Raw genomic sequence first — 15,494 nt, 5'->3', positions numbered from 1 at the left:
ATGCTTCTTCCATTACAAATGCGTTGACATCCCTTGTCTCCCAAATCGAATCCCCGGAGGAACTGCCTATGTTGATGGGTGCCCTGGCTACCTTCACTCTCGTCGCATTGATGGGTCTCGTCATGGTCCGCGATGCCTGGCGCGGGTACGCGATCGATCCGATGTACCCCCCGCTTCACGCTGGCGCGGCCCTGGTTGGCTCCGGGCTGGTCATCGCCGCTGCCCTTGCGGGCGATACCCGCCTTTACGCAAACATCGGACTCGCGGTCGTCATCATCCTCCTCGGCGTCGTAATGGGCATCGGCAGCAAGCGAGGCAAGAAGGTCTCCCGCGCGATCCTCCTGGCACATGGCGGGCTCGCCGTCGCCTGCTATGGCCTGTTGGCTTATTTCACTCTCTTCCCGCACGCGGTTCTTTACTGACAGCGGTCGGCCGACAGCATGCACACGGCAGCATCGGCATGGGCCGCACCTCTCGCATCCGGCCACGGCGCATGATCACCAACGCAGCCCACCGGGGCATCGTATTGTGCGGCGCTCTCGTCGCCGCGGTGGCTTGCCAGATGGGTGACAACGAACACCTTGGCGAAGTGCGACGACCCAGCATTGGCGGCATCGACGACATCGCCAGCATGGACGTGACCGCTGATGGCGATCGTTTGCACGCGTTGCTGTCGGCAACGATGCCACAACACACCACTCCGACCGTCATCTACACATGGTCCGACGACCATGGCGCCACCTGGAGCACGCCGGTCCCTCTGGGCCAGCGCGGAGACCCGGCACCGATTGCCGGGCACGGCAACGAGGTGCAAATCGCCGCGGATGGTCCCAATCTCGTCGCGGTATGGCAGGGCGCGGGGGCCGTGCCCGGAACCGGCCCGATGATCGTTGCGTTCTCCCGGGACGGCGGCACAAGCTGGAGTCGGGGAGCCAACCCGGCGACCGGCGACCTCACCAACAACCAGTCCTACATGGACCTGACCGCCGACGACGACGGGCTGTTTCATCTGGTGTGGCTGGACGATCGGGATGAGAACGGGAACTCCCAGGGACTGCGATATGCACGCTCCTTGGACCAGGGCGAGACCTGGCACACGGAAACGACGCTCGACGCAACGGCCTGCACGTGCTGCTGGAACCGCGTCGCCGCCTTGCCCGGAGATGGCATCGTTGTCCTCTACCGGGATCAGGAGCCTCACGACATGCGGCTGAGCCGCAGTGGGGACAACGGCATAAGCTGGCAACCCATGCCCGCCGTTGGTGACTTCGGCTGGCAGTTTTCCGGTTGCCCGCATTGCGGCGGCGCCCTGGCGATCGCCTCGCAAGGCGACCGAACGACGCTGCACAGCATCGTCTGGACCGGCAAGACCGACGCGGCCGGTCTCTACTTTCTAAGCTCAGCGGACCTAGGCAGCAGTTGGTCATCGCCGCGAGCGATCGGAACCGGCCGCAGTCGCCGCGCCGACCTCGCCGCAACGAGGGACGAACTGGCAGCCGTCTTCGCCGACGTTGCCGCGCACGCCGCAGCGGTGTCCTTCATCCGCTCCGGCGACGCCGGCAGGACCTGGTCCCAACCCAGGCTGCTGACACAGACTGCAGAGACATCCGGCCAGCCCCGAGTCCTGGCGACCGCCGACGGCTTCCAGGCCTTCTGGACCGAGAAGGACTCAGCCGGACGTGACATTCTCGCCACCGCGCATCTGAACTGAACCCACCGCTCGATCGATGAAGACGCCCGTTTGCCTACTGCTCGTATCGCTCTGTCTCGGCACCCTGCCCGCAACGGGGTCGGCCGCGATACACGCCCCACTGACACTGGCCACATCACTGGCCACGCATCTTGACGTAACGGGAAGCATATGGGGCGGCGGCACCTCGGGTGCCGATCCATTCAATCTGAGCGCCGGAACCTCCCGCCCCCCGATACACCTGGCGCATGCAATCCTTGTGAAAGCAGCTCCGGACAAGGAAGCGACGATTTCGGACAGCCCCGAAGAAGTACTGTTGATCTTCAACGAGGGTGTCGGGCAGGAGTATCTCGCGCTGGCGGTCGTCGACGCCTCCGGCCATCGCGTGGATCGGCACGACGCCAAACTCGATTTCACCGATCGCTCCCATTTGCGGGCATCGATCGACAAGCTGAATCCGGGCCGCTACATGGTCCGCTACCGGGTACTGTCCGCCGACGGCCACGTGGTCAGCGGCAAGTACTTCTTTCAGATGCGGGATCCAAAAGGAGAATCCGACCATGCGCCACCACAGAAACCCTGAAGCCTCCCATCCGGCCTCGAGCGTGTTCCGCCGCTGCGTCGGTGGAGCAATCCTGGCCTTCGGCGTTGCCAGCGCGGCAGAAGCCGCGAACGGACCGACGCGAAGCATCGACAATGGACGGCAGATGTACCAGGGCGCCTCAATGACCTGCCTCATTGCCAACGACTTTTATGCAATGCACTTCACCGCCTTGCAGAAGGGTCGCCAACGCAACGAGGCCACAGAATTCGCCAAGTACTGCCAGGAAGTTCCTTCCGTCGGAGAAACGTTCCTGACCGTGGATCTGTTGGACCGCGATGTGCGCAAACTGCCGGTCGCGCTGCGCGTCGTCGAGGAAAGCTACTCCGCGGACGGCGCGCCACCCAAGGAAGTCCGCACGCTGGTCGAGACACCCCGACAGGTTTACAAGAACGGTACGGCCGAAACGCACGTCGACATCGCGCAACCCGGGCATTATGCGCTGATTGTCAGCGTCGGCGAGGATCCGTTCTCCGAGGATGACCGCGTGCGCATACCATTCAGCGTTGGTCTGCCGGCACCAGCACAGACCGGTTCATGGCTGGGCAAACTGACCTGGACCGCGGTGGCCATTTTCTTCGGCATCATGGGTATCATCGGCTTCCGAACCCTGACCGCCCCCGTACCGAAGCGGACGGAAGCCCAAGCCCCGGCTTCCGCGCGGAAACTGCCGGCAGCCTGAAGCGAATCGCCCTTCATTCCTTAAGGGTCGGTCCAGCCGCGACCGGCCCTTTACGCCCCCCGGGCACGGCAACGGCCCGACTCTCACTCGCCGCGACTTCGTCCACGCCGCGGCCGAAATAGACCTGACACACACCTCCGCGTAGCATATGCGCCGGCGATACCCCGCGGCCCGCGCTACGGATAACCCACCTGCCTCAAGACGCGGCCCGGACGATTATCCCGAGCACCGAGCCGCGCGTCCGCGTCCGCCCCCTTTCGCTTCGTCCGTACAATCGAGTTGTCGATGAGAATACCCCCCGTGCCCTGCCGCAAGGACTGGCTGCTCCCGTTGCTGTCCGGCGTGATGATCGGCACCAGCTACATTCCGTTCCCCCCATGGGCCTCATTGTTCTGTTTCGTACCTCTGTGGCTGTTCTGGCAACGGCAAGTGTCCCTTCGGCGCGTGGTGCTGGGCGGCGTGTTGACCGCTTCCGTTTTCACACTGATCGGTTTCAACTGGGTCACCTATCTGCTGCATGAGTTCGCTCACCTGAACTGGCTGGTGGCCGGAATCGGCATGATCGCGTTTGCGCTGCTGGCCCACCTGTTCGTGCCGTTGGCAGGAGCGGCCTGGTTCCTGGGTCGGCAGGCATTCGGCTGGCCCGAACCGCTGTCGATCGGCATGCTGGCCTTGATTACGACCCTTTCTGAAGCCTACTCGCCGACCTTGTTCGACTGGAATTTCGGTTATTCCTGGTACGCGGCAGGGGTCCCACTATTCCATTGGGCAGAGTTCGTCGGCTTCAGCGGCCTCAGCGCGGCGACGCTACTGTGCAACTGGCCGCTGCTTTATGCCTGGCGGAACCGGCGCAACAGGCGCGGTGGTATTTTCCTGGGCGCGGTCGCCGCGGCCTTCGTACTGCTCAACCTCGGCGGGCTCACCCTTGCTCGCCGGCTCCCGCCGCCCGATGCCAGCGTGTCCGTCCTCTTGGTACAAGGCAATATCGGCAACGCCGAGAAGATGGCCGCCGAACTGGGCAACGCCTATCAGGGCTCGATCCTTCGCCGCTATCTCGAGTTGACCGACCAGGCCGTCAAGGCCCAGGCGAGGCCGATCGATTTCGCGATCTGGCCGGAAACCGCCTTCCCGGCCTTTCTGGGCGCGGACATCAAACCGAGCGAATACCAGCTGGAACTCGCCGAGGAGTTGCGTCGGCTCGAACTGCCGCTGATCACGGGGGCTTACGGTGTCGACCGGACCTCGCGGCGTCTCACCAATGCCCTGTTCACGCTGGATCGCAACGGTCGACTGGTACCGCCGCACTACGCCAAATCGGTGCTGCTTGCCTTCGGCGAGTACATACCGGGCGAGAACCTGTTTCCCGGTCTGCGCGACTGGCTGCCACCGATCGGCGAGTTCGCACGGGGCCCGGGCCCGACGACATTGTTGAAACTGGACGGCTATCGGATCGGTCCGCAGATCTGCTACGAAAGCCTTTTTCCAAGCTTCACGCGGGCACTGGCCGATCTGGGCGCGCAGTTTATCGTCAACGCAACGAACGACTCGTGGTACGGAAGCTGGCAGGAACCCTACCAGCACCTCTACATGACGCTCGCGCGCAGCGTCGAGTTTCGCCGTCCGGTCCTGCGCTCGACGAATACTGGAATCTCAACCGCCGCCTTGGCCTCAGGGAACGTGCTGGCCCTGTCACCGGTGCACGAGCGCTGGGCCGGCGTGTATTCGATACCGTATCGGCGCGATCCGGAAGCCACTTTTTACCAAGCGCACTTCTACCTAGTTCCTTCGCTGCTCTGGGCTACGCTGGCCGGGGCACTTGCGTGGGGCCTGTACCTGGCCGGGCGCCGCTGAAAGCGGCCGCCGGCGCGGCCTGAGCGGCCAGTCCGGACAACGTCCGCTGTGTCAGGTCCGGGCTCCGTCTACGTAGTCTTACGTATTGCGTCAGCGTGGCAGCGGAGCGATATTGAGGACGCGTTGAGAGATGGTGCGAGTCGGATGATCAGAGCAGCGCGCCAGGCAGTAGCGTGTCGAACGCACTTCAAGTGCCCGATAGCGAGCGCCGCGGCGACAGTAGGTTGGATCAGGCCGTGATAAACCATCGGGGGTGTAGCCAAGCCGCCGGCCAGCGAGTTGCCGGTCCGCGCGGCGACAGGAAGCAAGGCGTCCAGACGACACACCGAAGCAGCCGGGTTTGGGGCTGTCTTGGGTTAGGGAGTGCGCCCGCTCAACGCCCCTTTGGGACGAGTCGGAACGACAGCGTTGGGGCCGTCGTATCGGGGCTTTCGCCAAAAGCGGGCGGGGCATCGAGACCGGACCATACCCGGCCTGACCCCGAAACCCCACGACGTCCGCACCGGAGCGCCCATCGCGCGATGGCGATCATGCGTTAAGCAAACCCAGTACAAGCAACGGGCAGGCTAAGGGCCTGCGCTGGCAACTGCGGTGTTCAGGAGTTAGGTGGCAGGGGATATTCCCGGTTCATCGCGCCCCTGCCAGCCTTTCCGAAGCCCCTGCACCCGACCAACCGACCGCGAACTGAGGCGACTGTCTTTCAGGCCTTGGTATCGGTCGTGCTGATGCCCATCACCGTATACGCGGGGCAGGTACCCATGAAGCCGGTGGCCAAGGGAAGAAGGCCTATCCAACCCCAGACACCGATGGTTCCCGTCGCAGCCAGAACGACCAGCAACGCTCCCACCGCGATACGCACCGTCTTGTCGACTTTGCCGACATTTTTCACCAGGTTCATAGCTCATCCTCCTCGTTGTTAGTCTCTTGTTGTCGTTTCCAGATCGCGACACCAGCTTGTTCGCCCCCTGCAAGACAGCCAGTGAGCTGGCAACCGCGAGATCGCATCGGGGCATCACGACACCGAATGCCGTCCGGCCAGGTCTTGGCCCGGAGGCTCCCGTGGAACGGGATGCGGCTGCTGCGGAGCAGGCCCGGACCCTGGACTGGTGCCGTGGGCTGCAGTTAATCCGAAACGATAAGCAGGGGTCAAGCAGTTGGCCCGGAATTCTCCGGCGGCTGCCGCCGGAGAACCCTTGACAGCTACTTTCGCCGGAAGGCATGGTGCACGCGGAGTGCGCATCTCGGGACAGGTCCGCGGACTTCGCCCTCGTGCTTTCCGGCCGGGCCGGAATGGATGATGCGGCTGCACCATGCAGTGTCGTTGCGGGGAGAAGGGAATGGCGGAGTCCGCGCACCACGGGAGTCCGCCACTGGAGGCTCCACGCCCTCCGATGAACCGGAGCAGCCGCATCCCGTATGACCGCAAGCTGCCACCGAACCCAGGATTCCACACGGCAACATGAATCAGGAGAACCTACGATGAAAACCAAGACGACGCTCGCGGCGGGGCTACTGCTGCTGGCGGCAATTCCGGGATCGGTCTGCCGCGCCGGGCCCGCACCGGTCCGGGTGAGCAGCCCGGTGACGACCGATAACTTTCTGCTGCGGACCACCGCAGACCTGGTCAGTCTCTGCAGCGCGCGACCCGACGATCCCAACCGGATCGCCGCCATCCATTTCTGTGAGGGGTTCATCCTCGGCGTCCGTCACTACGACGATGTCAGTCAGGCAGCGCTGAAGGACAGCCTGTACTGCCAGGATCAACGGGTCACGCGCGATCAGGGCGCAGCCCTGTTCGTGCAGTGGCATCTGGCGAATCCGCAATATGGCAGCGAAACCCCGCTGGACGGCGTCGTCCGGTGGGCGATGGCACAATGGCCCTGCCCACAGCAGACCCGGACCGGCAAGAACCCCTGAACCAGGAGTCATGACATGAAGACGGCTTACAAGGTGATACCGGTGATCGCGGCTGTGATGAGCGCCGGCTGTGCGGACATGAGCCCCACCCAGCAGCGGGCTCTGAGTGGCGCCGGTATGGGCGCGGCAGGCGGCGCCGTGATCGGTGCGATCGCCGGAAATGCGGGCATGGGCGCCGGAATCGGCGCTGGGGTGGGCCTATTGGGCGGATTGCTGACCGATCGGTACCAGCGATCGAAACAGCAATCTTACGAAGCTGGCTTCCAGGCCGGTTCTGCCGGCGCCGGCCGCTCGCCGTGATCGAAAATCCGATCGGCGGGAGTGGTAGTGTGGCCCCCGCGGTCGCCTGCCCGACGGCATCTTGGCCGGAGTACCCGACCGCTCGCCGCCGAGTCAGTGCTTCCTTAGACGCAGCTCAGCGCAGCGCGCTGGCCCGATCGACGCGCTCCCACGGCAACTCGGTGAAGGATGAACCGAAGTGGCCGTGGGACGGCAACTTGCGATAGAAGCCTCCCTTGTTCCGCGTTGACAGGCGTCGCAGATCGAAATCGCGGATGATCGCGCCGAGACGAAAATCGAAGTGCTCCTCGAGCCTCGCCTTGATGACTTCCTCGCTGACGGATCCCGTGCCGAAGGTCGAAATCACCAGACTGACGGGGCGTGCCTGGCCGATGCTGTAGCTGAGCTGGACCTCGCATTGCTCGGCCAGGCCCGCCGCAACCACGTTCTTGGCGGCGTAGCGGGCGGCATAGGCGCCGACACGATCGATGCGCATCGGATCCTTGCCGCTCAGGGCCGACCCTGACTGGCGGGCAAATCCGCCATAACTGTCGCTGGCGGTCTTGCGGCCGGTCATGCCGGAATGCGCGGCCGGTCCGCTCTTGTGAAGCATGCCCCGGGGGTTCACGAAGATTTCGCTGCGCTCATCGGGTTGGATTTCCTCATGACCGAAGACGGGGGCAATGACCCACTGCATCAGATCCCTGCGCAACTCGGCAGCTCCCAAGTCCGGCACACCGTGCGTCCCGGCGATCAAAGTGATGCTGTGGATACGTGTAGGGCGCCCGCAGTCGAACTCCACGCCGACCTGGGTCGTGCAGTCGGGTGACAGATAGGCGACCTTGCGTTCGCGCCGCGCCGCGGTCAACTGGTGTGCGAGCCGGTTGGCGATCACGATCGGAAACGGCAGCAACTCCGGCGTCTGGGTACATGCGTAGCCGAACTGAGTGACCTGATTGCGAACCACGATCCGGTCCAGTTCCCGGTCGCTCAGTCCGGCCTCGTCCTGCTCGGCGCGATTATCCAATGACTGGGCGACAAAGCTCGTCACGACGGTGCAGTCGGAGGCGTTGAACTCCTGCGGGTGGTACCCGATTTCGGCGATCGCGTTGCGCGCGACCTCCGGGATGTCCACGACCGCCTTGGACGCAAACCGCGCTGCCAGAAACACCACGTTCTTCGACAAGGCGCATTCTGTCAGCACGCGGGTGTACGGATCCTGCTGCAGAAAGCGATCCACCACGGCATCGCTGATGATGTCACAGACCCGATCCGGGTGGCCTTCGGTGACAGACTCGGACGTAAACAGGAAGCTCTTGGTCATGGCTCAAGTCTCATGATCGGCCGTTGGCGGGGAAGGTAAGTGCTTGACGGCCTCGTTGGCAACGAACGGCAAGGTCGCGCCCGCCGCGATCGCCAGCCAGTCGACTGCAGCGACCGGCGTCAGATGCAACAGCGTGCGCAGCGGAGGCACGAAGGCCGCGAGAATCTGCAATGCAAACGAAGCGCCGATGCCGGTCGCAAGTATCCGATTACCGTCGCGGGCATTCAGCACCGAGGTCTTTTCCGAGCGGCAACTGATGGCATGCAGCAACTGCGCAAGCGTCAGGGTCATAAAGCAGTTGGTCGATGCCCGGGGACCGATACCGTAGCGGGCGAGACTCAGGCCGTACACGCCGAGTGTACCGGCAGATATGGCCAGGGACTCGCGCAGCAAGCGCAGCGAGTCGCTGCGCCGCAGGATCGGCTCCTTCGGATCACGCGGCGGCTCCTTGAGCACGTCGCTTTCCGGCGGCTCCATGGACAAGCCCAGCGCCGGCATGATGTCGGTGATCAGGTTGATCCACAACAACTGGATCGGATTCAGTGCCTCCCCGGCCCCGATCGCCGTCGTCACCAGCATGATCTCGATCTCGCTGAGATTGCTGGACAGCAGGTAATGGAGGCTCTTCCGGATATTGCGATAGATCGTGCGACCCTGCTCCACCGCGATGATCATCGTGTGCAGGTTGTCGTCCTCGAGCACGACGTCCGCGACCGATCGGGCCACTTCGGTGCCCTTCTCGCCCAGCGCGACGCCGACATCGGCCGCCTTGAGCGCCGGCCCGTCATTGACGCCGTCGCCGGTCATGGCGACCACCAGCCCGGCATCCTGCAGCGCCTGCACGATACGCAGCTTGTGCGCCGGGCTGACCCGCGCGAAAACCGTGGTGTCGCGGACGATGGCGCGCAAGACCTCCGGCTCCAGTTTGTCCAGGCTCGTCGAATCGACGATCTCCAGCGGCTTTCGATGGTTGAGTCCCAGGCGCTGACCGACCGAAAAGGCCGTCGCGCTCTGATCGCCGGTGATCATGACCGTCTCGATCCCGGCCTCCTGGAACCGGTCGATCAGTTCCTCCATACCGGGACGAATCGTGTCCTCCATGCCGACCAGTCCGAGCCAGGTCAGGCCCTTGGTCACGGCCGCGGTCGACGTCCGGACCGAGTGCCCGATGGCCACGCCGAGTACGCGCAGCGCCTGACCCGCCATGAGTTCGTTCTGCTCCAGGATCGCCGACCGCCGTTCATCGTCCAGCGCGATCCTGCCGCCGCCATTCGCATAGTCGCTGCACAGCGCCAGCACTTCAGCCGGGCTGCCCTTTACGGCGATCAGGTGCTCGGGCTTCCGGTCCTCGTCCAGGTGCACGGTGACCATGAACAGCCGCCCCTCCGCACGGTGGATGGTCTTCACCGTCGGATACCGCTGCCGCAGGGCGCGCACGTCCTCGCCCGCCAGCAGCGCAATCTCGACGAGAGCCTTCTCGGTCGGTGAGCCTTCGAGCTCGGGCGGCCCGACATCGCCGTGGAAGGTCACCTCGCTGCACAGCGTAACCACTTCCATCAGGCGCAGCAGCGGTTCCCGCTCCGACGGATGTATCGGGGAACCATCCAGCGTGAATGCGCCGGATGAGGACAGCTCGACCACATGCTCCGGCGTCATCACGGCCACGGCCCGCATGCGGTTCTCGGTCAGCGTGCCCGTCTTGTCGAAACACAGCGTCTGCACCGAGCCGAGACTTTCGACTGCCGGCAGATGGCGGATCAAGACCTTCTCGCGTTGCATCTGACGGATCCCGAGAGCCAGCGTCGTCGTCGCGACCGTCGGCAGCCCTTCCGGCACCGCCGCGACCGCGAGCGAGATCGCCGACTTCAGCATTTCCAGCATCGGAATGCCACGCAGAACGCCGATCCCGAACACCAGCGCACAGATGCCGCCGGAGATGATGGCCAGCTGCATGCCCATGTCGTCGAGTTGCTTCTGCAGCGGGGTGTCGGGCGTCCGCACCTCACCGACCAGCGACTGGATCACGCCGATCTCGGTACGGGCGCCCGTCGCAACAGCGACGGCGAGACCGCTACCCCCGGTCACGACCGTGCCCCGGTGCAGCATGTTCCTGCGATCGCCCATCGGCGTTTCGGCACTGCCGATGAAATCGTGATGTTTGCCGACCGGGAGGCTTTCGCCGGTCAGCGCGGATTCGTCTACCGACAGCTGGTTGCTGGATAGCAATCGCGCATCCGCAGCCACGTAAGTACCGGGCGAGAGCACGAGGACATCGCCCGGAACGACCTCCCCGATCGAGATCGAGCGGTGGTCGCCGTCGCGCAATACGGTCGCGTGGGAGGGGCCGATGTTGCTCAACGCATCGATGGTCTTCTCGGCCTGCGCCTCAGTGACGTAACCGATCACCGCATTGATCAGCACCACACCGACGATGACCACCGCGTCCGCAACCCCGCCGGTCGCGACCGACACCACGGCCGACATACCCAACAGTGCCACAGGCGGATTCGCGAACTGCTCCAGGAACATCGCGACGGGCGAACGGCGCTGCATCGCGCCGAGCTGATTCGGGCCGTAACGGTCGAGACGCTCGGCTGCAACGCGGGCTGGCAACCCGTGTTCGGTGCTCGCGAAGTGCACGAGCGTTTCCTCGGCCGCCTTGGTGTGCCACGTCTCGCGCGGCGACGATTCAGGCGCCGCGGTGAAGGTCGCCTCCGGGCGCGCGCGGCGCTTGCGGCGAGCCGTGGAACGCTCGGGCGGCGCCGCGTGGACTGAGGTGCTCAGGGTCGGATGCTCAGAACTGAGCAGCGCGCCGGCCCAGCGCTCGAGCTCCCCGATAACTTCTCGGGCCGAGCGCTGCGGATCGAACAGCACCAGCGCACTGCCGGTCAGCGGATTGGCACTGACCACGCGCAGGTTCGAGACGCCCCGGGGTACCCGCTCCAGGTGGCTACGCATCGCCTCCGATCGGTAGAGGCCCTCGACCCGCACCCGGATCCGGCCGGGCAACGCCCGCCGCAATGGCATCACCAGCCCAGACAACCGCTGCTCCACGGCTTCGCCAACAGATTCCTCAAAATACATGCCTGATTTTCATCCAGTCGCTGCTCGAACCGGCCGAAAACCCCACCCCTACATCCCGTGGGCAGGCTTTCGGCGACCTCGCCGCCGCTTTGAAGAGACACCAGTCACACCGACACACCTATCCTACGCTCATGCCGCCTGACACGCGCGAAGAGCCGGCGCTGCAACTTTCCGAACCTTACGCGATCTCTGTTACGGTCCGGTGACAGGCGGCGCAGTCGGGGGATGCCGGAGCGATCCACAGCCGAAAGCGCTCACAGCCCGCCCCCGATAAACTCCACCGGCGGAGCCGAAACAGAACATCCGGGTTCATGTAGAATTCGCGTTTCGATGAGGAGCGGGCAGTTTGGAACAGTTTCACGGCACGACGATCGTCTCGGTGCGGCGCGGCAACACGGTCGTCATCGGCGGCGACGGCCAGGTCACGATGGGCAATACGGTCATGAAGGGCAACGCACGCAAAGTGCGGCGCCTGTACCACGGCCGCGTGATTGCCGGATTTGCCGGCGCGACGGCCGATGCCTTCACCCTGTTCGAGCGCTTCGAGGGACAGCTCGAGAAGCACCGCGGCAACCTGACCAAGGCGGCCGTGGAACTGGTCAAGGATTGGCGGACTGACCGGATGCTGCGCCGCCTCGAAGCCCTGCTGGCGATCGCCGACAGCAAGGCCTCGCTGATCATCTCCGGCAATGGCGACGTGATCGAACCGGAGCAAGGTCTGATCGCCATCGGCTCAGGCGGCCCCTACGCTCAGGCCGCGGCGCGGGCCCTGCTCGAACACACGACGCTCGATGCGCGTACCGTCGTCGAACAATCGCTGACCATCGCTAGCGACATCTGCATCTACACCAACCGCAGTCTGGTCATCGAAGAACTCGAGGCCGCCTCCGACGAAGCCACAGAATCATGAGCGAAATGACGCCTCGGGAGATCGTCCACGAACTCGACAAGCATATCGTCGGGCAGAACGAGGCCAAGCGGGCGGTGGCGATCGCGCTGCGCAATCGGTGGCGTCGCATGCACGTTCCGGAAGCGCTGCGCGATGAGATCACCCCCAAGAACATCCTGATGATCGGCCCGACCGGCGTCGGCAAGACCGAAATCGCCCGCCGCCTGGCCCGCCTCGCGAATGCCCCATTCATCAAGGTCGAGGCCACCAAGTTCACCGAAGTCGGCTATGTGGGTCGCGACGTGGAGTCGATCGTCCGCGATCTGCTCGACGCCGCGATCAAAATGACGCGGCAGGGCGAACTGTCCCGCGTCCAGGAACGGGCCGAACTGGCCGCCGAGGAACGTATTCTCGACGTGCTGTTGCCGAAGGCGAGCAACTGGACGGCCGAGGCCGACGCGCCCGAGTCGCCGACGCGCCAGAAATTCCGCCAGAAGCTCCGCGACGGGGAACTGGACGACAAGGAAATCGAACTCGAGGTGCAGGCTTCGCCGATTGGCGTCGAGATCATGGCGCCGCCCGGCATGGAAGAAATGAGCAGCCAGCTCCAGAACCTCTTCCAGAACATGCACAGCGGACGCACCCGCAACCGCAAGCTGCGGATTCGGGATGCGCGGAAGCTGCTCCGCGACGAGGAAGCGGCCCGAATGGTCAACGAGGAGGACATCAAGCTGCGCGCGCTGGCCTCGGTAGAACAGCACGGCATCGTGTTCCTCGACGAGATCGACAAAATCTGCCGGCGCTCGGAATACAGTGGGCCGGACGTGTCACGCGAGGGCGTCCAGCGCGACCTGCTGCCGCTGGTCGAGGGCTGCACGGTCAGCACCAAGCACGGCATGGTGCGCACCGACCACATCCTGTTCATCGCGTCGGGCGCCTTCCACCTGTCGAAACCATCGGACCTGATTCCCGAAATGCAGGGACGCTTCCCGATACGCGTCGAGCTGAACGCGTTGTCGGTCGGAGATTTCGTGCGCATCCTGACCGAGCCGGACGCGTCGCTGACCGAACAGTACAGCGCACTGCTGGCAACGGAGGGCGTCGCTTTGCAGTTCACGCGCGACGGGCTCTCGCGCATCGCCGAGATCAGCTGGGAAGTCAACGAACGGACCGAGAACATCGGCGCCCGCCGGCTGCACACGGTGCTCGAGAAACTGCTCGAGGCGGTGTCCTTTGAAGCCGCCGATCGCAACGGAGAGTCCATCGTAATCGACGGTGCCTATGTGGACGCCCACCTCGGCGAACTGGCAATGGACGAAGACCTGAGCCGCTACATCCTGTGAGCATGGCCACACCGATCCCCGTCGACATCAAGGTCCATACGCGCTCGCGTATCTTCGAGATCGCTTTCGAGGACGGCATCCGGGGTGAACTGACCCACGAATTCCTGCGCGTGCATTCACCTTCCGCCGAAGTGCGCGGGCACGGGCCGGGACAGGAGATGCTGCAACTCGACAAGGAATCGGTGACGATCGACAGCGTCGAGCCGGTCGGCAACTACGCGGTGAAGCTGCACTTCAGCGATGGCCACAACACCGGCATCTATACCTGGGAACTGCTCTACGACATGGCCCGAAACCGCGACCGCCTGTGGGGAGACTACCTTGCCCGCTGCGCCGCGGCAGGCCATCCGCGCGCTTGAACCCGCACCCCACGAACCTTACGCTCCCGCACAGCAAGGGCGTGACCGACCCCACACAAGACCGATGAACGACACCGACAAAACCCACTTCGGCTTCAAGGAAGTCCCGGTCAACGAAAAGGCCTCGATGGTCCGCGCCGTATTCGACTCGGTCGCCGGCAAATACGACGTCATGAACGACCTGATGTCGCTCGGCATTCACCGCCTGTGGAAACGCATTGCGGTGCAACTGAGCCATGTTCGCCACGGCGACCGGGTGCTGGATCTCGCCGGCGGGACCGGGGACATGACCGACTTGTTCCGTCAGCGCGTCGGTCGGGCCGGCTGGGTCGTGCTGTCGGACATCAATGCCGAGATGCTCAAACGCGGCCGCGACCGGATGATCGACGGCGGAGTGCTCAAAGGGATTTCCTACGCGCAGATCAACGCCGAACAACTGCCATTTCCGGATGCTTCGTTCGACTGCGTCTGCATCGCCTTCGGTCTGCGCAATGTCACGCACAAAGACGTCGCGCTGAAGTCGATGTTCCGTGCGCTGAAGCCCGGCGGACGACTGATCGTACTGGAGTTCTCCCGGCCACCGGGCGACACTTTCCGCAAAACTTACGACCTGTATTCGTTCAAGGTGCTGCCGTTCATCGGCAAGCTGGTCGCGAACGATGCCGAGAGCTACCGCTATCTCGCGGAATCGATCCGCAAGCACCCTGACCAGGACACGCTGCAACAAATGATGGAGTCCGCCGGGTTCGAGCGCTGCGAGTACTTCAACCTGACCCAGGGCGTCGTAGCGATCCACCGCGGCTACAAACTTTAGTCGCGCATCATGACCGGCGAAGTCACCTTGATCGCCAGAACGGCGGCCGTCGCAGTACTGGAACAGGCGCTGGGCCGCTGGTTCCTCGGCTCGGACGCCAGCCGCCAGCAGTTGCAGGCCTTGTCCGGCCGGACCATCGCGCTACGTGTCGACCCGCCCGGATTCACGACCTACCTGCTGCCGACGCCCGAAGGACTGCAGATCCAGATGGAGTCCGGCACTACGCCCGATGCGATGCTGACGGGCTCGTTGCCGGCCTTTGCCCGACTGGGGCTCGGTCGGTCGCCGCATCAGGCGCTCGCCGCCGGCGATATCCGGATCGATGGCAACACTGATGTCGCCGATGCCTTGCGCAAGATTTTCACGAGTGCTTCCCGGGAATGGCGCGAACGGGTCTCGTCGCTGCTGGGACCGATCGTTGCGGGACATGTCGCCGGCGTGGCCGACGCCGCTCACGCCTGGGCCGAACGGACTGCCACGACCGTCCGCGAAGATGTCACCGAGTTTCTGCAGGAGGAAGTCCGGGAAATCCCGGCACCCGCCGAGGGCGAGGCGTTCCTGTCCGGCGTCGACCGCCTGCGCGAAGACTGCGATCGGCTCGAAGCGCGGCTGACGCGACTGCGTACTGCGACCGCCGCCGCGCCGGTCCCGCACGACTAGC

General features: G+C 64.4%; 15 protein-coding genes. 12 read left to right on the top strand and 3 right to left on the bottom strand.

All coding sequences use genetic code 11. From position 1 onward, the window contains the following. Positions 1–68: 68 nt before the first annotated feature. From BWR02_RS18290 to lnt, 5 genes are all read left to right on the top strand, one after another. Entirely contained in the window at positions 69–422 is a 354-nt protein-coding gene (locus BWR02_RS18290; protein ID WP_139559347.1) for a hypothetical protein, read from the top strand. A gap of 71 nt (positions 423–493) precedes the next feature. Next, complete coding sequence (locus BWR02_RS18285) at positions 494–1,711, top strand: sialidase family protein (protein WP_162560231.1); 1,218 nt, start codon at positions 494–496, stop codon at positions 1,709–1,711. Positions 1,712–1,727: 16 nt separating this feature from the next. Continuing rightward, on the top strand, positions 1,728–2,273 hold the full coding sequence (locus BWR02_RS18280; RefSeq protein WP_139559345.1) for a copper resistance CopC family protein: 546 nt from the start codon (positions 1,728–1,730) through the stop codon (positions 2,271–2,273). Next, the gene (locus BWR02_RS18275) at positions 2,251–2,973 is read left to right on the top strand and encodes a hypothetical protein (protein WP_139559344.1); all 723 of its coding nucleotides are present in this window, start codon (positions 2,251–2,253) and stop codon (positions 2,971–2,973) included. Before BWR02_RS18280 ends, BWR02_RS18275 begins: the two co-directional genes overlap by 23 nt. 285 nt (positions 2,974–3,258) lie before the next feature. Next, positions 3,259–4,824, top strand: a complete 1,566-nt coding sequence (gene lnt, locus BWR02_RS18270) for an apolipoprotein N-acyltransferase (RefSeq protein WP_139559343.1) — start codon at positions 3,259–3,261, stop codon at positions 4,822–4,824. A 700-nt stretch (positions 4,825–5,524) separates the two neighbouring features. Here lnt and BWR02_RS18265 read toward each other — a convergent pair. Next, positions 5,525–5,722, bottom strand: a complete 198-nt coding sequence (locus BWR02_RS18265; RefSeq protein WP_201276321.1) for a YgaP family membrane protein — start codon at positions 5,720–5,722, stop codon at positions 5,525–5,527. A gap of 581 nt (positions 5,723–6,303) precedes the next feature. Between BWR02_RS18265 and BWR02_RS18260 the strand changes: the two genes are divergently transcribed. Then, a complete protein-coding gene (locus tag BWR02_RS18260) occupies positions 6,304–6,741 on the top strand; it encodes a Rap1a/Tai family immunity protein (RefSeq protein ID WP_139559342.1) in 438 nt (145 codons plus the stop codon). Between the two features lie 15 nt (positions 6,742–6,756). After that, on the top strand, positions 6,757–7,041 hold the full coding sequence (locus BWR02_RS18255; RefSeq protein WP_139559341.1) for a YMGG-like glycine zipper-containing protein: 285 nt from the start codon (positions 6,757–6,759) through the stop codon (positions 7,039–7,041). A gap of 115 nt (positions 7,042–7,156) precedes the next feature. On the opposite strand, the gene metK is transcribed toward BWR02_RS18255, so the two are convergent. Beyond that, positions 7,157–8,344: a methionine adenosyltransferase gene (gene metK / locus BWR02_RS18250; protein ID WP_139559340.1), complete on the bottom strand. Its 1,188-nt coding sequence runs from the start codon at positions 8,342–8,344 to the stop codon at positions 7,157–7,159. A 3-nt stretch (positions 8,345–8,347) separates the two neighbouring features. Beyond that, positions 8,348–11,428, bottom strand: a complete 3,081-nt coding sequence (locus BWR02_RS18245) for a cation-translocating P-type ATPase (RefSeq protein ID WP_201276320.1) — start codon at positions 11,426–11,428, stop codon at positions 8,348–8,350. A 346-nt stretch (positions 11,429–11,774) separates the two neighbouring features. Between BWR02_RS18245 and hslV the strand changes: the two genes are divergently transcribed. The 5 genes from hslV (at position 11,775) to BWR02_RS18220 (ending at position 15,493) form a co-directional block, all read left to right on the top strand. Next, a complete protein-coding gene (gene hslV / locus BWR02_RS18240; RefSeq protein ID WP_139559339.1) occupies positions 11,775–12,338 on the top strand; it encodes an ATP-dependent protease subunit HslV in 564 nt (187 codons plus the stop codon). Continuing rightward, a complete protein-coding gene (gene hslU / locus BWR02_RS18235) occupies positions 12,335–13,660 on the top strand; it encodes an ATP-dependent protease ATPase subunit HslU (RefSeq protein WP_139559338.1) in 1,326 nt (441 codons plus the stop codon). Before hslV ends, hslU begins: the two co-directional genes overlap by 4 nt. A gap of 2 nt (positions 13,661–13,662) precedes the next feature. Next, a complete protein-coding gene (locus BWR02_RS18230; RefSeq protein WP_139559337.1) occupies positions 13,663–14,019 on the top strand; it encodes a gamma-butyrobetaine hydroxylase family protein in 357 nt (118 codons plus the stop codon). A 64-nt stretch (positions 14,020–14,083) separates the two neighbouring features. Continuing rightward, positions 14,084–14,833: a bifunctional demethylmenaquinone methyltransferase/2-methoxy-6-polyprenyl-1,4-benzoquinol methylase UbiE gene (gene ubiE, locus BWR02_RS18225; RefSeq protein WP_139559336.1), complete on the top strand. Its 750-nt coding sequence runs from the start codon at positions 14,084–14,086 to the stop codon at positions 14,831–14,833. Positions 14,834–14,842: 9 nt separating this feature from the next. Beyond that, on the top strand, positions 14,843–15,493 hold the full coding sequence (locus BWR02_RS18220) for a ubiquinone biosynthesis accessory factor UbiJ (protein ID WP_139559335.1): 651 nt from the start codon (positions 14,843–14,845) through the stop codon (positions 15,491–15,493). The last annotated feature ends 1 nt before the right edge of the window (position 15,494 follow it).

It is taken from the genome of Methylotetracoccus oryzae (assembly GCF_006175985.1).
GTDB lineage: Bacteria > Pseudomonadota > Gammaproteobacteria > Methylococcales > Methylococcaceae > Methylotetracoccus > Methylotetracoccus oryzae.
The sequence above is the reverse complement of the archived record's forward strand: the minus strand, read 5'-3'. Positions and strand labels throughout refer to the sequence as shown.